Raw genomic sequence first — 18,215 nt, forward strand, 5'->3', positions numbered from 1 at the left:
GGGCGAGGCGAGGAGACGGCCGTGTCGCACAGCACGGTGCCCCGGGGCACGACCGAGGCGCAGACATCCCCGCAGGACGACGGCGGGACGACCGGGACCACCAAGGGCCCGGCCCCGTCCGGGAAGGGCGGGCGCGGGCCCCGCACGAAGAAGGCGGGACGGCTCGCGTTCGGGATCAGATGGCGACGCGACCGCACGCTGATCCTCATGACCGTGCCCGCCCTGCTGCTGGTCCTGGTCTTCAACTACGTGCCGATCCTCGGCAACGTGGTCGCCTTCCAGGACTACGACCCCTATCTCAGCGAGAACGGCTTCGTCGCCATCTTCGAGAGCCCGTGGACCGGGTTCGAGCAGTTCGAGCGGATCTTCGCCGACTCGGCCTTCTGGCACGCGGTGCGGAACACCTTCGTGCTGTTCCTCCTCCAGCTGGTGCTCTACTTCCCCGTCCCGATCCTGCTCGCGCTGCTCATCAACAGCGTGGTGCGGCCCCGGGTGCGGGCGGTCGCCCAGGCGGTCATGTACCTCCCGCACTTCTTCTCCTGGGTGCTCGTCGTCACCGTCTTCATGCAGATCTTCGGCGGCGCCGGCATCATCGCGCAGACCCTCCGCCGGCACGGCTACGAAGGGTTCGACCTGATGACGAACCCGGAGATCTTCAAGTACCTGGTGACCGCCGAGACCGTCTGGAAGGACGCCGGCTGGGGCATCATCGTGTTCCTCGCCGCCCTCTCCTCCGTCTCCAACGACCTGTACGAGGCCGCCGCCATGGACGGCGCGGGCCGCTGGCGCCGCATGTGGCACGTCACGCTGCCCGCGCTGCGGCCGGTGGTCGCCCTGCTCCTCGTGCTGCGCGTCGGCGACGCCCTCACCGTCGGCTTCGAGCAACTGCTGCTGCAGAGACAGGCGGTGGGCGTCGACGCCTCCGAGGTCCTCGACACCTACGTGTGGTGGAACGGCATCCGCAACCAGGACTTCAGCTACGCCGCCGCGGCGGGCCTCGTCAAGGGCGTGGTGGGACTCGGCCTGGTCCTCACCGCCAACAAGGTGGCCCACCTCATGGGCGAGCAGGGGGTGTACAAGAAATGACCGCCGTCCTCGGCACCCGCCCGGACCAGGAGAAGCCCCGGATGAAGAAACCCGGCCGCTGGTCCGCACCGCCCCGCCCGGTGTGGGAGGAGGAGCCGTCCCCCGCCGGACAGGCCGGCAAGGGGTTCGCCCTCGGCCTCGCCTGCCTGGCCATCCTCTTCCCGCTGTGGATCGTGATCGTCACCAGTCTGCAGACCAAGAAGACCATCGACGAGGCCGGCGGCCTGGTGGTGATCCCCAAGGGCATCACCTTCGTCGCCTACCAGGAACTCCTCGGCGGCGGACAGGTGCAGCGCGCCGCCCTGGTCAGCGTCGGCGTCACCGTCGTCGGCACGCTGTTCAGCATGGCCGTGTCCGTGCTGTGCGCCTACGGCCTGTCCCGCAGCGGCTCGCTGGGGCACCGCTGGATCCTGATGACCCTGCTCGCCACGATGTTCTTCGGCGCCGGGCTCATCCCGACGTACCTGCTGGTGCAGGCGCTCGGACTGACCGACACCTATCTGGCGCTGATCCTGCCGAGCGCGGTGAGCGTGTTCAACATCCTGGTGCTGCGCGCGTTCTTCATGAACATCTCGCAGGAGCTCGTCGACAGCGCCCGCATCGACGGGGCGGGGGAGTGGCGCATCCTGTTCCGCATCGTGATGCCGCTGTCCCGCGCGGTCATCGCGGTGATCTCCCTCTTCTACGCGGTGGGTTACTGGAGCGCCTGGTTCAACGCCTCCATCTACCTCACCGACCAGGACATGATGCCGCTGCAGAACGTCATGATCCAGCTGGTGCAGAAGCAGGAGCGGCCCGTCGGACTCTCCGCGCAGATCAACACGGGGCAGCTGTCGCCGCTGGCCATCCAGATGGCCGTGATGGTGCTGGCCCTGCTGCCGGTGGCCGTGCTCTCGCCCTTCGTCCAGAAGCACTTCAAGAAGGGGATGCTCACCGGCGCGGTCAAGGGGTGACCCCCTGTGCGGGACGCCTCCGGGCGTCCCGCGCCCGCGCGCATCCTCCCCGTCCGCCCCTTGCCCGAGGACCTGACATGCCCGTGCCCTCTCCCCGCCGGTGCCCCGCGCCCCCCGTCCCGTCCCGGGGAGCCGTCTGATGCCCCGCCTGGACGACGTCACCCGCGGCCGCATCCTCTACGGCGGCGACTGGAACCCCGAGCAGTGGCCCGAGGAGATCTGGGAGGAGGACGTCCGCCTGATGCGCGCGGCGGGCGTCAACTCCGTCACCCTCGGTGTCTTCTCCTGGTCCCGGATCGAACCCCGGCCGGGCGAGCGGGACTTCGGCTGGCTGGACCGGCTGATGGACCTGGCGCACGAGAACGGCATCGGCGTCGTCCTCGCCACGCCCACCGCCTCACCGCCGCCGTGGGTGGGCCGGCTGCATCCGGACACGCTGCCCGTCGACGCCGACGGCCACACCGAACTGTGGGGCGGCCGCCAGCACTTCTCGCACTCCAGCGCCACCTACCGCCGCCTGGCCGCCGCGATCACCGAGGACCTGGCCGCCCGCTACGCCGCCCACCCCGCGCTCACCCTCTGGCACATCAACAACGAGTACTGCACCCACGACCACGGCGACGAGGCCGCCGCCCGCTTCCGCATCTGGCTGCGCCACCGGTACGGCACCCTCGACGCCCTCAACACCGCCTGGGGCACCGCCTTCTGGAGCCAGACCTACGGCGACTGGGACGAGGTGCTGCCGCCCCGGCGCACCCACTACCTGAAGAACCCCGCGCAGGTCCTCGACTTCCGGCGCTTCACCTCCGACATGCTCCTGGAGTGCTTCACCGCCGAACGGGACATCGTCCGCCGGCACACCCCGCACCTCCCGGTCACCACCAACGTCATGCCGCTGTGGTCCGGGCAGGACGCCTGGCGCTGGGCCGAGGAGGAGGACGTCGTGTCCGTCGACCTCTACCCCGACCCGGACGACCCCCTCGGCGCGCAGCACGGCGCGCTCGTGCAGGACATGACCCGCTCGCAGGCGCGCGGCCCGTGGATGCTCATGGAACAGGCGGCCGGGGCGGTCAACTGGCGTGCGGTGAACCGCCCCAAGCCGCGCGGCCTCAACCGCCTCTGGTCGCTCCAGGCCGTCGCGCGCGGCGCGGACGCCGTCTGCTGCTTCCAGTGGCGCCAGTCCCGGCAGGGCGCCGAGAAGTACCACTCCGGCATGCTCGGCCACGCGGGTCCGGAAGGCCGCGCCCACCAGGAGGTACGCCGACTCGGCGCGGACCTGGCGCGCATCGCCCCGCACGTGAGCGGCAGCGCGGTCAGCGCCGACGTCGCGGTGCTGCACGACTGGCACGCCTGGTGGGCGGCCGACCAGGAGGGCCGCCCCTCACGGGAGACCGGCCACGCCGAACTGCTCGGCGCCTGGCACCGCGCCCTGTGGCGGGCCCATCTCACCACGGACGTCGTCCACCCCGAGCACGACCTCACCGGCCACCGGATGGTCGTCGTCCCGCAGCTCCACCTCCTCACCGACCGCGCCGCCGACAACCTCGTCGCGTACGTGCGCGGCGGCGGCAGCCTGGTCTGCGGCTTCGGCACCGGCGTCGTGGACGAGGACGACCGGGTGCGGCCCGGCGGCATGGACGAGCGGCTGCGCGCCCTCTTCGGCATCCGCACCCTGCACGAGTGGTGGCCGCTGGAGCCGGGCGCGACCGTGGACGTGGAGGGCGGCCTGCGCGGCACCCTGTGGTCGGAGGAACTGGAGGCCGACGGCACTGCCGAGGAGACCCTCGCCTACCGGGGCGGCGAACTGGACGGACTGCCCGCCGTGCTCCGCAAGGGCAGCGCCTGGTACGTCTCCACCCTCCCCGAACCGGACGCCCTGCGGGACCTGCTGGCCCACATCGCCGCCGGGGCGGGGGTGCGGCCGGTGCTGGAGGGGCTGCCGGACGCGGTGGAGGCGGTGCGCCGGGGCGGGCTGCTGTTCCTGCTGCACCACGGGCGGGGCGAGGTCACCGTGGACGTCCCCGGCACCCACCGCGACCTGCTCACCGGCGCCACCGTCACCGGCCGGGTCACCCTGGGCCGCTACGGCGTGGCGGTGCTGGCCCCATGAGCGGCGGGCCCGCGCACGGCACCTGGGAGCCCCGGCCCGCCGCCCGCTGGGAGGACGCCTTCCTGTGCGGCAACGGCCGGCACGGCGCCCTCGTCCTCGGCGACCCGGACGACGACCGGACCGTCGTCACCCACCACACCCTGGTCCGCCCGAACGACGACGCGGGCGGCAGGCACCGGCTGCCGCCCCTGCTGGCCGACGCGCTCCCCGGCGTCCAGGACCGGCTGCTGGCCGGTGACCTCACCGCCGCCGAGGACTTCACCGACGGACGCCCGCTGCAATGGGTGCGGCCCTTCCACCCGGCCTTCCAGATCCGCCTGCGCCACCGGGAAGGCGCCGACGACCTGGCCGGCTACCGCCGTCAGGCCGACTTCGCCACCGGCGAGGCCACCGCCCGCCACGACGGCCGCACCAGCCGCGTCTTCGTCTCGCGCGCCGACGACGTGATCGTCCAGCACGTCACCGGCCGCGACCTCACCCTCCGCCTCTCCCTGGACCACCGGCTGCCGAACGCGCCCGAGCGGCTGCGCGTCGGACACGGCGCCGTCCTCACACCGGAGGGCGCCCTGCTCAGCCTGCGCGCCCGCTACCCCGGGAGCGACCTCGCGTACACCGGGGTGACCGTGGCCGCGGTGACCGGCGGACGCACCGAACTCGCCCCGCCCGGGGTCCGGATCACCGGAGCCCGCTCGGTCCTGCTGCTCACCCGGGTGCTGCGGCACACCGGCGAGGCGGACGTGGTCGCCGAGGGCCGCGCCCTGCGCGACCTGCTCACCACGGACGGACCGGCGTACGACACGCTCCTGGCCCGGCATGTGGCCCTGCACCGCACCGCGTACGAACGGGTCACCCTCGACCTCGACGCCGACCCGGCCGAACGGGCGCTGCCCGGCTCGTCGTTGCTCGCCCGGCCGCGCAGCACCGCGCTGCTGGAGCGGCTGTTCGCGGCCGGCCGCCACCACCTGCTGTCGGCCGGCGGGATGTTCCCGCCCCGGCTCACCGGACTGTGGACCGGCGACTGGGACACCGCCTGGTCGGGCGGCTTCACCCTGGACGCCAACCTCAACCTCCAGACCGCGTCCGCCGCCGCGGCCGCCCTGCCGGAAGTCACCGAAGCCCTGGCGGCCTTGGTCCAGCGGCAACTGCCCCACTGGCGGGACAACGCCCGCGCCGTCTTCGGGGCCCGGGGCGTGGTCACACCCGCGCACACCGACGGGGAGTCCGGGCACAGCTACCACTTCAGCCGTGAGTACCCGCTCCACCTGTGGACCGCCGGCGCCGACTGGCTGCTCAAACCCCTCGTCGACCACGACGAGACCCACGGCGCCCGCGACCCGCGCACCGCCGCCGCGCTCGCCGAAGTGGCTGACTTCTACGAGGACTTCCTCACCCGCACGGGATCCGACGGACGGCTGGTCGTCGTCCCCTCCTACTCGCCCGAGAACCGCCCCGCGAACGCCGGCTGGGGCGCGCTCAACGCTGCCATGGACCTCTCCGCCGCCCGGCATGCCCTGCACACCGCCGCCGCGTACCACCCGCACCGCGCCGACCGCCTGCGCGCCCTGGCCGACCGGCTGCCCCCGCACCGGGTCAACGCCGACGGGGCGCTGGCCGAATGGGCCTGGCCCGGTCTGGAGGACACCTACGACCACCGCCACCTCAGCCACCTCTACGGCGTCTGGCCGCTGGACGAGATCACCCCCTACGACACCCCCGAACTGGCGGAGGCGGCCGCCCGCGCCCTGGAACTGCGCGGCCCCGAGAACGACTCCGCGCACGGCCACCTGCACCACGCCCTGATCGCCGCCCGGCTCCGGGACGGCAAACGGGTCGCCGACGCGCTCGGCCGGGTGCTCGACGGCGACTTCTTCCACGACTCCCTGATGAGCGCCCACTATCCGCGGCGGAACGTCTACAACGCCGACGCCGCGCACACCCTGCCCGCCGTGCTGATCGAGGCGCTCGTGCAGTCCACCCCGGACCGGCTGGTGCTGCTGCCGGCCCCGCTCCCGGCGCTCCCGAGCGGCCGGTTGACCGGCGTCCGCACCCGCTTCGGCGCCGCCCTCGACCTCACCTGGAGGCCGGACGGCGGCACCGCCGTGCTCCGGCCCGACCGCACCGCCCGCATCACCCTGTGGACTTCCGCCGGCGCCGAGCCGCTCCACCTGGCCGCCGGTGCGGAGCGCGTCGTACCGCTTCCGGCGGCGACGCGTTGACCAGGCACGTCCCCCCACCCATGGAAGGAACGCCATGGCACCGAAAACCCCGCGCGGGATCGTCCGGGCGCTGATCGCCCCCGCCCTCGCGCTCGGCGCGACCGTCGGACCGGCCTCCGCGCCCGCCCACGCCGCCGTCTGGAACTCCTGCGACCAGTGGGGCAACACCACCCTGGACGGCTACACCCTCTACAACAACATCTGGGGCTCCGGCGCCGGTTCGCAGTGCGTCTGGGCCAACTCCGGCACCAGCTGGGGCGTCTGGGCCGACCACCCGAACACGGGCGGCATCAAGTCCTACCCGAACAGCAAGAAGGTCATCAACAAGCCGGTCTCCTCGCTGAGTTCGCTCACCAGCACCTACCGGGTCACCGTCCCGTCGGTGGGCGCGTACAACACCTCGTACGACATCTGGGACACGGACTACGACTACGAGATCATGCTCTGGGTCAACCACAACGGAGCCGTGGGCCCGCTCGGCACCTCGCAGGGCACCGTGAGCCTCGGCGGCCACACCTGGAACGTGTACAAGGGGAACAACGGCGCCAACGAGGTCTTCTCGTTCCTGCGCACGTCCGACTCCACGTCCGGCACCGTCGACATCCTCCCCGTCCTGAAGTGGATCAAGGACACCAAGGGCTGGATGGGCAACGAGACCATCGGCGACGTGCAGTTCGGCTACGAGATCACCTCGTCCGCAGGCGGCCTCGACTTCCGCACCGACAGCCTCACCGTCTCGGGCGGCTGACACACATCCCCCTGTGCCGTCCGTACCGGTGCGGACGGCACAGGGCCGGTCAGCGCACCGGTGCGGGACCCGAACTCGCCCGGACCGTCAGCTCCGGCGGCAGCAGCACGACCTCGTCGCCACCCCGCCCGTCGAGCTTGGCGACCAGCTGCTCCACGGCCTGCCCGCCCATCTCCTGCGCGGGCAGGGACACCGACGTCAGCCGCACCGACGCCTGCAGGGCGACCGGTTCCGGGCAGACCGCCACCACCGAGACGTCCTCCGGCACGGCGCGGCCCTGCTGCCGCAGCAGGGCGAGGAGCGGCTCGACCGCCGCCTCGTTCTGCACCACGAAACCGGTGGTGTCCGGGCGTTCGTCGAGGATCCGGGCGACCGTCACGGCCGTCGCGTCGTACCCGCCCTCGCAGGGGCGGTGCAGCAGCCGCAGCCCGGCCTCCCGGGCGGCCGATCGCAGCCCGTCCAGGGTGCGCTCGGCGAATCCGGTGTGCCGCTCGTAGACCGCGGGGGCCTCGCCGATGACGGCGACGTCCCGGTGGCCCAGCCCGGCCAGGTGCTCCACGCACAGCGCGCCGGTGGCCTTGAAATCGAGGTCCACGCAGGTCAGTCCGGTGGTGTCGGCGGGCAGTCCGATCAGCACGGCCGGCTGGGAGGACTCCCGCAGCAGCGGAAGGCGCTCGTCGTCCAGCTCGACGTCCATGAGGATCATGCCGTCGGCGAGACCGCTGCCTGCGACCCGGCGGACCGCGTCCGGGCCCTCCTCGCCGGTGAGCAGCAGCACGTCGTACCCGTGGGTGCGGGCGGTGGTGGCGACGGCTATGGCGATCTCCATCATCACCGGCACGTACATGTCGGTCCGCAGCGGCACCATCAGGGCGATGATGTTGGACCGGCTGCTGGCAAGCGCGCGGGCGCCCGCGTTGGGGTGGTAGCCGAGCTCGCGGATGGAGCGCTCGACCCGCTGCCGGGTGGTGGCGGAGATCGACCGCTTGCCGCTGAGGACGTAGCTCACCGTGCTCGCCGAGACTCCGGCGTGCTGGGCGACCTCGGCGAGGGTGACCATCCGGCATCTCCCAGGTATGTGAAGCGCTTCGATACTGCGCTGAAGCGGCAAAGAAGCTTATGAGAACCGGTTCGACCCTAGCCCGCACCGGGTCACGATGTCCAGGCAGTCGAAGCGCTTCGACTGGCTACTTCCGCGCAACCGCCGCGGTAAGGGGTTCGGCCGGACGGCGGCACGAAGGGTGGTGGGGTCGCTACGAATCGGGTACATACGATCGAGTAGCACCGGTCCGTACCGCAATGACTCCATCCTATTCGCGGCGAGGTGAGCCTCATGTCCGCAGTACCCCAGACACCCCCGGCGCCGTCCCGGCCGACCGTCACCGAACGTGAGGCCCGGCAGGTCGCCGAGGCGGCGAGGGAGCAGGACTGGCGCAAGCCCAGCTTCGCCAAGGAACTGTTCCTCGGACGCTTCCGGCTCGACCTCATCCACCCCCATCCGCTCCCCGCCGACGAGGACGTCCGCCGCGGCGAGGAGTTCCTGGCCAGGCTGCGCGACTTCTGCGGGACGAAGGTCGACGGCGCCCTGATCGAACGCGAGGCGCGCATCCCCGACGAGGTGATCAACGGGCTCAAGGAGCTCGGCGCCCTCGGCATGAAGATCGACACCAAGTACGGCGGCCTCGGCCTCACCCAGGTGTACTACAACAAGGCCCTCGCCCTGGTCGGCTCCGCCAGCCCCGCCATCGGCGCGCTGCTCTCCGCGCACCAGTCGATCGGCGTGCCCCAGCCGCTGAAGATCTTCGGCACGCAGCAGCAGAAGGAGACGTTCCTTCCGCGCTGCGCCCGCACCGACATCTCCGCCTTCCTGCTCACCGAGCCCGACGTCGGCTCCGACCCGGCCCGCCTCGCCACCACCGCCGTGCCCGACGGGGACGACTACGTGCTGGACGGCGTGAAGCTGTGGACCACCAACGGCGTGGTCGCCGACCTGCTCGTCGTGATGGCCCGCGTCCCGAAGTCCGAGGGCCACCGGGGCGGCATCACCGCGTTCGTCGTGGAGGCGGACTCCGAGGGCGTCACCGTGGAGAACCGCAACGCCTTCATGGGCCTGCGCGGCCTGGAGAACGGCGTCACCCGCTTCCACCGCGTGCGCGTCCCCGCCTCGCACCGCATCGGCGAGGAGGGCCAGGGGCTGAAGATCGCCCTGACCACCCTCAACACCGGACGGCTCTCGCTGCCCGCGATGTGCGTCGGCGCCGGCAAGTGGTGCCTGAAGATCGCCCGCGAGTGGTCCGCGGAGCGCGAGCAGTGGGGCAAGCCCGTCGCGCTGCACGAGGCCGTCGGCTCGAAGATCGCGTTCATCGCGGCGACCACCTTCGCCCTGGAGGCCGTGGTCGACCTCTCCTCGCAGATGGCCGACGAGAACCGCAACGACATCCGCATCGAGGCCGCCCTCGCCAAGCTCTACGGCTCCGAGATGGCCTGGCTGATGGCCGACGAACTGGTCCAGATCCGCGGCGGCCGCGGCTTCGAGACCGCCGACTCGCTGCGCGCCCGCGGCGAACGCGCCGTCCCCGCCGAGCAGATGCTGCGCGACCTGCGCATCAACCGCATCTTCGAGGGTTCCACCGAGATCATGCACCTGCTGATCGCACGCGAGGCCGTCGACGCCCATCTGTCCGTCGCCGGCGACCTCATCGATCCGGAGAAGTCCCTCGGCGACAAGGCGCGGGCGGGCGCCGGCGCCGGCGCCTTCTACGCCAAGTGGCTGCCGAAGCTGGTCGCCGGACCCGGACAGCTCCCGGGCGCGTACGGCGAGTTCAAGCACGGCATCGACCTCTCCCCGCACCTGCGCTACGTCGAGCGCACCTCCCGCAAGCTCGCCCGCTCCACCTTCTACGCCATGTCCCGCTGGCAGGGGCGGATGGAGACCAAGCAGGGCTTCCTCGGCCGGATCGTCGACATCGGCGCCGAACTGTTCGCGATGAGCGCCGCCTGCGTCCGCGCGGAGCTGCTGCGCGGCCGGGGCGACCACGGCCTGGAGGCCTACCAGCTCGCCGACGCCTTCTGCCGCCAGGCCCGGCTGCGCGTCGAGGAGCTGTTCGGCCGGCTCTGGAGCAACACCGACGACCTCGACCGCAAGGTCGTGAAGAACGTCCTCGGCGGCTCCTACACCTGGCTGGAGGAAGGCGTGATCGACCCCTCCGGCGACGGTCCCTGGATCGCCGACGCCACCCCGGGCGAGAGCACCCGGGAGAACGTCCGCCGCCCGATCCGCTGAGCGCCCCGGGGAGGGGCCGGCCACGGCGCGCGTCCCCTCCCTCCGCTCCCCGCGCACGGCGGACACGCCCCCGGGGTGCCGGGGCGGGGGCCCGACGGCCGCCGCGACCGGACACAATGGGGCCATGACCGACGCTCCAGCCCCCCTCGCCGACCCGCACCTGGTGTACGACCCCGTCGCGGGAGACGGCCCGAAGGACGTGGTGATCCTCGGCTCCACCGGGTCGATCGGCACCCAGGCCATCGACCTCGTGCTGCGCAACCCGGACCGCTTCCGGGTCACCGCCCTGTCCGCCAACGGCGGCCGGGTCGCCCTCCTCGCCGAGCAGGCGCACCGCCTGCGGGTGCGCACGGTCGCCGTCGCCCGCGAGGACGTCGTACCGGAGCTGCGCGAGGCGCTGTCCGCGCGGTACGGCGCGGGGGAGCCGCTGCCGGAGATCCTCGCCGGGCCCGACGCGGCCACGCGGGTCGCCGCCTCCGACTGCCACACCGTGCTGAACGGCATCACCGGCTCCATCGGGCTCGCCCCGACCCTCGCCGCCCTGGAGGCGGGCCGCACCCTGGCCCTCGCCAACAAGGAGTCGCTCATCGTGGGCGGCCCGCTGGTGAAGGCGCTGGCCAAGCCCGGTCAGATCATCCCCGTGGACTCCGAGCACGCCGCGCTGTTCCAGGCGCTGGCCGCCGGCACCCGCGCCGACGTCCGCAAGCTGGTCGTCACCGCCTCCGGCGGGCCCTTCCGCGGCCGCACCCGGCAGGAGCTGGCGGCCGTCACCGTCGAGGATGCCCTCGCCCACCCCACCTGGGCCATGGGCCCGGTCATCACGATCAACTCCGCGACCCTCGTCAACAAGGGCCTGGAGGTCATCGAGGCGCACCTCCTCTACGACATTCCCTTCGACCGCATTGAGGTGGTCGTGCATCCCCAGTCGTATGTCCACTCGATGGTTGAGTTCACGGACGGATCGACACTGGCCCAGGCGACGCCCCCCGACATGCGGGGCCCGATCGCCATCGGCCTCGGCTGGCCCGAACGGGTCCCCGACGCGGCCCCGGTCTTCGACTGGAGCAAGGCGTCCACCTGGGAGTTCTTCCCCCTCGACGACGAGGCCTTCCCCGCGGTGAACCTCGCCCGGCACGTCGGCGAACTCGCGGGTACCGCCCCCGCGGTGTTCAATGCCGCGAACGAGGAGTGCGTCGAGGCCTTCCGCACCGGCGCGCTGCCGTTCCTCGGCATCATCGACACGGTCACCCGGGTGGTCGAGGAACACGGAACGCCCGACACGGGAACCTCACTGACCGTGCCGGACGTCCTCGAAGCGGAGAACTGGGCCCGTGCGCGGGCCCGCGAACTGACAGCCCGGACGGCGAGCGCGGAGGCGCGTGCATGACGACCCTGATGTTCATCCTCGGCATAGTCGTCTTCGCGGCCGGCCTGCTGTTCTCCATCGCCTGGCACGAACTGGGGCACCTGTCCACGGCCAAGATGTTCGGCATCCGCGTGCCGCAGTACATGGTCGGCTTCGGCCCGACCATCTGGTCGCGGCACAAGGGCGAGACCGAGTACGGCGTCAAGGCGGTCCCGTTCGGCGGCTACATCCGCATGATCGGCATGTTCCCGCCGGGCCCCGACGGGAAGCTGGAGGCCCGCTCCACCTCCCCGTGGCGCGGCATGATCGAGGACGCCCGCTCGGCCGCCTTCGAGGAGCTGCGGCCCGGCGACGAGAAGCGCCTGTTCTACACGCGCAAGCCGTGGAAGCGGGTCGTCGTCATGTTCGCCGGCCCGTTCATGAACCTGATCCTCGCGGTCGTGCTGTTCCTCATCGTGCTGATGGGCTTCGGCATCCAGCAGCAGACCACCACCGTCAGCTCGGTCTCCCAGTGCGTGATCTCGCAGAGCGAGAAGCGCGACGACTGCCGGAAGTCCGACCCGCAGTCGCCGGCCGCCGCGGCCGGCATGAAGGCCAAGGACAAGATCGTCGCCTTCGACGGGGTCCGCACCGACGACTGGGGCAAGCTGTCCGACCTCATCCGCGACAGCGCCGGCAAGAGCGTCCCGATCGTCGTCGAGCGTGACGGCAAGGAGGTGACGCTGCACGCCACCATCGCCACCAACATGGTTGCGAAGAAGGACGGCAACGGCACCTACGTCGAGGGCCAGTACGTCAAGGCCGGCTTCCTGGGCTTCAGCGCCGCCACCGGCGTCGTCAAACAGGACCTCGGCGAGTCCGTGACCTGGATGACCGACCGGGTCGGCGACGCGATCGACTCCCTCGCCGCCCTGCCGTCGAAGGTCCCCGCCCTGTGGGACGCGGCCTTCGGCGACGGCCCCCGCGAACCGGACTCCCCGATGGGCGTCGTCGGCGCCGCCCGCGTCGGCGGGGAGATCGCCACCCTCGACATCCCGGCCTCGCAGCAGCTCGCGATGTTCGTGATGCTCCTCGGGGGCTTCAACCTCTCCCTGTTCCTGTTCAACATGCTGCCGCTGCTGCCGCTCGACGGCGGACACATCGCGGGCGCCCTGTGGGAGTCGCTGCGCCGCAACCTCGCCAGGCTGCTGCGCCGCCCCGACCCGGGCCCCTTCGACGTGGCGAAGCTCATGCCCGTCGCCTACGTCGTGGCGGGGATCTTCGTCTGCTTCACGATCCTCGTCCTGATCGCGGACGTGGTGAACCCGGTGCGCATCTCCTGACCTGCCCGCACCACGACACCCGTTGTTCACGACGGCCCGGAACCCTGGTGTTCCGGGCCGTCGCCCTTTGAGTGGGTTTAAGAACGCGATGTGCTCGAGCCTTGGCCATTGCCGTAATCTCGGAGCCCGGAGCCCGCTGCTCACGGGGAGCCGGACCTTGATCCACGACTTGGGGTTGCACAGCAGATGACTGCGATTTCTCTCGGCATGCCGTCCGTCCCGACCACGCTCGCCGTGCGCCGGAAGAGCCGGCAGATCCAGGTCGGATCCGTGGCGGTGGGCGGTGACGCCCCGGTGTCGGTGCAGTCGATGACCACCACGCGCACGTCGGACATCGGTGCGACGCTGCAGCAGATCGCGGAGCTGACCGCGTCGGGCTGCCAGATCGTGCGGGTGGCGTGCCCGACGCAGGACGACGCGGACGCGCTGCCGGTGATCGCGAAGAAGTCGCAGATCCCGGTGATCGCGGACATCCACTTCCAGCCGAAGTACGTGTTCGCCGCGATCGAGGCGGGCTGCGCCGCGGTGCGGGTGAACCCGGGCAACATCAAGAAGTTCGACGACCAGGTCAAGGAGATCGCCAAGGCGGCGAAGGACCACGGCACCCCGATCCGCATCGGGGTGAACGCGGGCTCGCTGGACCGGCGGCTGCTGCAGAAGTACGGCAAGGCCACCCCGGAGGCGCTGGCGGAGTCGGCGCTGTGGGAGGCGTCGCTGTTCGAGGAGCACGACTTCCGGGACATCAAGATCTCGGTGAAGCACAACGACCCGGTCGTCATGGTCGAGGCCTACCGCCAGCTCGCCGAGCAGTGCGACTACCCCCTCCACCTCGGCGTCACCGAGGCCGGCCCGGCGTTCCAGGGCACCATCAAGTCCGCCGTCGCCTTCGGCGCGCTGCTCTCGCAGGGCATCGGCGACACCATCCGCGTCTCCCTCTCCGCGCCGCCGGTGGAGGAGATCAAGGTCGGCATCCAGATCCTGGAGTCGTTGAACCTGCGGCAGCGGGGTCTGGAGATCGTGTCCTGCCCGTCCTGCGGGCGCGCCCAGGTGGACGTGTACAAGCTCGCGGAGGAGGTCACCGCGGGCCTGACCGGCATGGAGGTCCCGCTGCGCGTGGCCGTCATGGGCTGCGTCGTGAACGGTCCCGGCGAGGCGCGCGAGGCCGACCTGGGTGTCGCCTCGGGCAACGGCAAGGGGCAGATCTTCGTGAAGGGCGAGGTCATCAAGACCGTGCCCGAGTCGAAGATCGTGGAGACGCTGATCGAGGAGGCGATGAAGATCGCCGAGCAGATGGAGAAGGACGGTGTGGTCTCCGGCGAGCCGCAGGTCGCGGTGGCCGGCTGACCGGGCCCTCCCGGCGGACGCGGGTTCCGGGGGCGGCGGCCCCCGGCATCCGCGGGTACAGTGCGGAAACCAGGCAGAACCCTTTTGTGTGAGGCCCCGCACGTGTTGACGCAGACCACCTCCCGGGTCCTCGAACCGAGCGACCTGGACGCCGCCCTCGCCGTACTCGACCGCGACCCGGTCGCCAACGCCTTCGTGACCGCGCGCGTTCAGATTGCCGGCCTCGACCCGTGGCGGCTCGGCGGCGAGATGTGGGGCTGGTACGAGGACGGCATCCTCACGTCGATGTGCTACGCGGGCGCCAACCTCGTCCCCATCTGCGCCACCCCGCGCGCCGTCCGCGCCTTCGCCGACCGCGCCCGCCGCGCGGGACGCCGCTGCTCCTCCATCGTCGGCCCGGCCGAGCCCACCGCCGCCCTCTGGCAGCTGCTCGAACCCCAGTGGGGCCCCGCCCGCGAGGTCCGCTCCCGCCAGCCGCTGCTGGTCACCGAGCGCATGCCCGACACCGTGGCGCCCGACCCGTACGTCCGCCGCGTCCGCAAGGACGAACTCGAGACGATCATGCCCGCGTGCGTGGCCATGTTCACCGAGGAGGTCGGCGTCTCCCCGCTGGCCGGCGACGGCGGACTGCTCTACCAGGCCCGGGTCGCCGAGCTGGTCGGCTCCGGCCGCTCCTTCGCCCGCTTCGACGCCGAAGGTAACGTCGTCTTCAAGGCGGAGATCGGCGCCGCCACCGACCGCGCCTGCCAGATCCAGGGCGTCTGGGTCGCCCCCGAGCACCGCGGGAAGGGCGTCGCCGCCCCCGGCATGGCCGCCGTCCTGCGCTACGCCCTCGCCGACGTCGCCCCCGTGGTCAGCCTCTACGTCAACGACTTCAACACCCCCGCCCGCCGCACGTACGCCACGGTGGGCTTCCGCGAGGTCGGCGCCTTCATGAGCGTGCTGTTCTGACGGGCGCGTCCCTGTAGTCTCCCCGGCATGCTGCGCTTTCCCGGTCACGGCCGCCCCCAGCCCGACGACATCGTGATCGGCCCCCTCGACCTCCCCTCCCACGTGGACGAGGCACTGGCCGTCCAGGCGGTGGCGTTCGGACTCGGCCCCGACGAGGTGGCCGTACGCCGGCAGATCGTGCTGCGTCACATGACCTTCCCCGGCGCCCGGGCCTTCGGCGCGACCGTCGCGGGACGCCTGGTCGGCTTCGTCTACGGCATGCCCAACGACCGCTCCCACTGGTGGTCCACCGTCGTCGAGCCCTATCTGCGCGCCCGCGGCCACGACGACTGGCTCGACGACTCCTTCGTCATCACCGAGCTGCACGTCCACCCCCGGCACCAGAAGCACGGCATCGGCCGCGCCCTGATCACCACGATCACCGACACCGCCGAACAGCCCCGGTCGATCCTGTCCGCGCTGGACATCGACAGCCCCGCCCGCCATCTGTACCGCTCGCTGGGCTACCAGGACCTCGCCCGGCAGGTCCACTTCCCCAGCGCCCCCACCCCGTACGCCGTCATGGGCGCCCCGCTGCCGCTGCGCTCCTAGGGCGTCGGGCGCCAACCGATTTCCGCCGTCCCGTCCCGCCCGGCTAACCTCGCCTTCATCACCTAGACGCAGCAGGAGTACAGGAACCATGGCGAACGCACCGGTCCAGCGCATGTCCCAGTTGATGGCGAAGACGCTGCGCGACGACCCGGCCGACGCCGAGGTCCTCAGCCACAAGCTGCTGGTCCGCGCGGGCTACGTCCGCCGCACCGCCGCCGGCATCTGGACGTGGCTGCCCCTCGGCAAGAAGGTGCTCGCCAACGTCGAGCGGATCGTGCGCGAGGAGATGGACGCCATCGGCGCCCAGGAAGTGCTCCTCCCCGCCCTCCTGCCGCGCGAGCCCTACGACGCCACCGGCCGCTGGGACGAGTACGGCGCCGAGCTGTTCCGCCTCCAGGACCGCAAGGGCGGCGACTACCTCCTCGGACCCACCCACGAGGAGATCTTCACGCTGATGGTGAAGGACCAGGCGTCCTCCTACAAGGACCTGCCGGTCATCCTCTACCAGATCCAGACGAAGTTCCGCGACGAGGCCCGCCCCCGCGCCGGCATCCTGCGCGGCCGTGAGTTCCTGATGAAGGACTCCTACTCCTTCGACCTCGACGACGACGGCCTGGCGCGGTCCTACGCCCTGCACCGCGAGGCGTACCAGCGGATCTTCGAGCGCCTCGGCCTCGACTACCGCATCTGCGCGGCGACCGCGGGCGCCATGGGCGGCTCCAAGTCCGAGGAGTTCCTCGCGCCCGCCGAGGCCGGCGAGGACACCTTCGCCGACTGCCCGAACTGCGACTTCGCCGCGAACACCGAGGCCGTCTCCTACGAGCTGAAGCCGGTGGACGCCGCCGGGGTGCCGGCCGCCGAGGACATCCCCACGCCCGACACCCCCACCATCGAGTCCCTCGCCGCGCAGCTCGGCGTCCCCGCCTCGGCCACGCTGAAGAACCTGCTGGTCAAGGTCGACGGCGAGATCGTCGCCGTGGGCGTGCCCGGCGACCGCGAGGTCGACCTGGGCAAGGTCGAGGCGCACTTCGCCCCGGCCGAGGTCGAGATGGTCACCGAGGCCGACTTCATCGCCCGCCCCGACCTGGTGCGCGGCTACGTCGGCCCGCAGGGCCTGGACAAGGTGAAGTACCTCGCCGACCCGCGCGTCGCGCCCGGCACCGCCTGGATCACGGGCGCCAACAAGGCCGACACCCACGCGAAGAACGTCGTCGCCGGCCGTGACTTCGAGGTCGACGAGTACGTGGACGTCGTGGTCGTCGAGGAGGGCGACCCCTGCCCCAAGTGCGGCACGGGTCTGAAGCTGGACCGCGCCATCGAGATCGGCCACATCTTCCAGCTGGGCCGCAAGTACGCCGACGCCCTCAAGCTCGACGTCCTCGGCCAGAACGGCAAGCCGGTCCGCGTCACCATGGGTTCCTACGGCGTCGGCGTCTCCCGCGCGGTGGCCGCCCTCGCCGAGCAGACCGCCGACGACAAGGGCCTGTGCTGGCCCGCCGAGGTCGCCCCGGCCGACGTCCACGTGGTCGCCGCCGGCAAGGCGCTCCAGACCGAGCTGGCCCTCGAGGTCTCCGAGAAGCTCGCCGCCGCGGGCGTGCGCGTCCTGGTCGACGACCGTGCGGGCGTCTCCCCGGGCGTGAAGTTCACCGACTCCGAGCTGATCGGCGTGCCCCAGATCCTGGTGGCGGGCCGCCGCTCCGCCGACCGCGTCCTGGAGCTGAAGGACCGCCGGACGGGCGAGCGTGAGGAGCTGACGGTGGACGAGGCGATCGCCCGCCTGACGGCGCGCTGATTCGCACGGCGCAGCCCCGGAATCGTCCCGGCCGCGGACGCCGTCGGTGTCCGTGGCCGGGACGACGCATGTCCGGAGGGCACACCGGCCCTGCCTGGGCGTCGCCCCGGGCGGAGGCTGTTCGTGGGGCGGCGGGCCTGAGGGGCGCCGGTCAGCACGCCTCCGCCGTCAGCGCGCGGCTCAGGATGCTCGCGGGGAGGTCGACGTGTTCGCCGCAGAAGCAGAGGAGGGCCGTGCCCGCGCCCTCGGGGGCGCCCAGGTCGACCGTGAGGAGTGCGCGCAGTTCCCGGACGACGTCGAGCAGATGGGCGCCGCGCGCCACCAGCACGCTGACCTCGTCCGGGTCCCACACCACGATGTCCGGCAGGTCGTCCGCCGTGTGAACGCGAATGCACATGACTGTCTCCCCAGGGGTGCGCAAGGGCACGGTGTTCCGCTTCGGGAGGCCAGCGG

The 18,215-nt window shown here is 71.8% G+C and carries 14 protein-coding genes; 12 read left to right on the forward strand and 2 right to left on the reverse strand.

The window, feature by feature from the left end:
* Positions 1 to 21 precede the first annotated feature (21 nt).
* From AY578_RS24160 to AY578_RS24180, 5 genes are all read left to right on the forward strand, one after another.
* Entirely contained in the window at positions 22 to 1,086 is a 1,065-nt protein-coding gene (locus AY578_RS24160) for an ABC transporter permease (protein ID WP_136238622.1), read from the forward strand.
* Positions 1,083 to 2,039, forward strand: coding sequence for a carbohydrate ABC transporter permease (locus AY578_RS24165; RefSeq protein WP_136238623.1), 957 nt, complete (start codon positions 1,083 to 1,085; stop codon positions 2,037 to 2,039). The genes AY578_RS24160 and AY578_RS24165 overlap by 4 nt, the downstream gene beginning before the upstream one ends.
* Positions 2,040 to 2,178: 139 nt before the next feature.
* A complete protein-coding gene (locus AY578_RS24170) occupies positions 2,179 to 4,149 on the forward strand; it encodes a beta-galactosidase (protein WP_258905466.1) in 1,971 nt (656 codons plus the stop codon).
* Positions 4,146 to 6,365, forward strand: a complete 2,220-nt coding sequence (locus AY578_RS24175; RefSeq protein WP_258905467.1) for a glycosyl hydrolase family 95 catalytic domain-containing protein — start codon at positions 4,146 to 4,148, stop codon at positions 6,363 to 6,365. Before AY578_RS24170 ends, AY578_RS24175 begins: the two co-directional genes overlap by 4 nt.
* 34 nt (positions 6,366 to 6,399) lie before the next feature.
* Positions 6,400 to 7,113 (forward strand): glycoside hydrolase family 12 protein, encoded by a 714-nt coding sequence (locus AY578_RS24180; RefSeq protein WP_019523324.1) that lies wholly within the window; start codon positions 6,400 to 6,402, stop codon positions 7,111 to 7,113.
* 49 nt (positions 7,114 to 7,162) lie between these two features.
* On the opposite strand, the gene AY578_RS24185 is transcribed toward AY578_RS24180, so the two are convergent.
* A complete protein-coding gene (locus AY578_RS24185) occupies positions 7,163 to 8,173 on the reverse strand; it encodes a LacI family DNA-binding transcriptional regulator (protein ID WP_215048056.1) in 1,011 nt (336 codons plus the stop codon).
* A 273-nt stretch (positions 8,174 to 8,446) separates the two neighbouring features.
* Between AY578_RS24185 and AY578_RS24190 the strand changes: the two genes are divergently transcribed.
* The 7 genes from AY578_RS24190 to AY578_RS24220 all read left to right on the forward strand — a co-directional run bounded on the left by AY578_RS24190 (position 8,447) and on the right by AY578_RS24220 (position 17,762).
* The gene (locus AY578_RS24190; protein ID WP_136238625.1) at positions 8,447 to 10,396 is read left to right on the forward strand and encodes an acyl-CoA dehydrogenase family protein; all 1,950 of its coding nucleotides are present in this window, start codon (positions 8,447 to 8,449) and stop codon (positions 10,394 to 10,396) included.
* Between the two features lie 124 nt (positions 10,397 to 10,520).
* Positions 10,521 to 11,783, forward strand: coding sequence for a 1-deoxy-D-xylulose-5-phosphate reductoisomerase (gene dxr, locus AY578_RS24195; RefSeq protein ID WP_136238626.1), 1,263 nt, complete (start codon positions 10,521 to 10,523; stop codon positions 11,781 to 11,783).
* An 8-nt stretch (positions 11,784 to 11,791) separates the two neighbouring features.
* Complete coding sequence (locus AY578_RS24200; RefSeq protein ID WP_206310396.1) at positions 11,792 to 13,084, forward strand: M50 family metallopeptidase; 1,293 nt, start codon at positions 11,792 to 11,794, stop codon at positions 13,082 to 13,084.
* A 186-nt stretch (positions 13,085 to 13,270) separates the two neighbouring features.
* Positions 13,271 to 14,428 carry a flavodoxin-dependent (E)-4-hydroxy-3-methylbut-2-enyl-diphosphate synthase gene (ispG, locus tag AY578_RS24205; RefSeq protein WP_136238628.1) on the forward strand — a complete coding sequence of 386 codons (1,158 nt, stop codon included), beginning with the start codon at positions 13,271 to 13,273 and terminating at the stop codon, positions 14,426 to 14,428.
* Positions 14,429 to 14,530: 102 nt separating this feature from the next.
* On the forward strand, positions 14,531 to 15,379 hold the full coding sequence (locus tag AY578_RS24210; RefSeq protein WP_215189060.1) for a GNAT family N-acetyltransferase: 849 nt from the start codon (positions 14,531 to 14,533) through the stop codon (positions 15,377 to 15,379).
* A gap of 27 nt (positions 15,380 to 15,406) precedes the next feature.
* Positions 15,407 to 15,970 carry a GNAT family N-acetyltransferase gene (locus AY578_RS24215; protein ID WP_215189061.1) on the forward strand — a complete coding sequence of 188 codons (564 nt, stop codon included), beginning with the start codon at positions 15,407 to 15,409 and terminating at the stop codon, positions 15,968 to 15,970.
* 88 nt (positions 15,971 to 16,058) lie between these two features.
* The gene (locus tag AY578_RS24220; protein WP_215189062.1) at positions 16,059 to 17,762 is read left to right on the forward strand and encodes a proline--tRNA ligase; all 1,704 of its coding nucleotides are present in this window, start codon (positions 16,059 to 16,061) and stop codon (positions 17,760 to 17,762) included.
* A 151-nt stretch (positions 17,763 to 17,913) separates the two neighbouring features.
* Here the strand turns inward: AY578_RS24220 and AY578_RS24225 are convergent, their stop codons facing one another.
* On the reverse strand, positions 17,914 to 18,159 hold the full coding sequence (locus AY578_RS24225) for a hypothetical protein (protein ID WP_019526997.1): 246 nt from the start codon (positions 18,157 to 18,159) through the stop codon (positions 17,914 to 17,916).
* Positions 18,160 to 18,215: the final 56 nt, after the last annotated feature.

This window comes from Streptomyces thermocarboxydus (assembly GCF_024760485.1).
In the GTDB taxonomy this organism is placed as follows: Bacteria; Actinomycetota; Actinomycetes; order Streptomycetales; family Streptomycetaceae; genus Streptomyces; species Streptomyces cellulosae.

Bases quoted from the DNA above. Each gene is read 5' to 3' on its own strand.
- AY578_RS24175 (WP_258905467.1), top strand. From the start codon at position 4,146: ATGAGCGGCGGGCCCGCGCACGGCACCTGGGAGCCCCGGCCCGCCGCC.
- AY578_RS24220 (WP_215189062.1), top strand. From the start codon at position 16,059: ATGGCGAACGCACCGGTCCAGCGCATGTCCCAGTTGATGGCGAAGACG.
- AY578_RS24190 (WP_136238625.1), top strand. From the start codon at position 8,447: ATGTCCGCAGTACCCCAGACACCCCCGGCGCCGTCCCGGCCGACCGTC.
- AY578_RS24185 (WP_215048056.1), bottom strand. From the start codon at position 8,173: ATGGTCACCCTCGCCGAGGTCGCCCAGCACGCCGGAGTCTCGGCGAGC.
- AY578_RS24225 (WP_019526997.1), bottom strand. From the start codon at position 18,159: ATGTGCATTCGCGTTCACACGGCGGACGACCTGCCGGACATCGTGGTG.
- AY578_RS24170 (WP_258905466.1), top strand. From the start codon at position 2,179: ATGCCCCGCCTGGACGACGTCACCCGCGGCCGCATCCTCTACGGCGGC.
- AY578_RS24180 (WP_019523324.1), top strand. From the start codon at position 6,400: ATGGCACCGAAAACCCCGCGCGGGATCGTCCGGGCGCTGATCGCCCCC.
- AY578_RS24200 (WP_206310396.1), top strand. From the start codon at position 11,792: ATGTTCATCCTCGGCATAGTCGTCTTCGCGGCCGGCCTGCTGTTCTCC.
- ispG (WP_136238628.1), top strand. From the start codon at position 13,271: ATGACTGCGATTTCTCTCGGCATGCCGTCCGTCCCGACCACGCTCGCC.
- AY578_RS24165 (WP_136238623.1), top strand. From the start codon at position 1,083: ATGACCGCCGTCCTCGGCACCCGCCCGGACCAGGAGAAGCCCCGGATG.
- dxr (WP_136238626.1), top strand. From the start codon at position 10,521: ATGACCGACGCTCCAGCCCCCCTCGCCGACCCGCACCTGGTGTACGAC.
- AY578_RS24215 (WP_215189061.1), top strand. From the start codon at position 15,407: ATGCTGCGCTTTCCCGGTCACGGCCGCCCCCAGCCCGACGACATCGTG.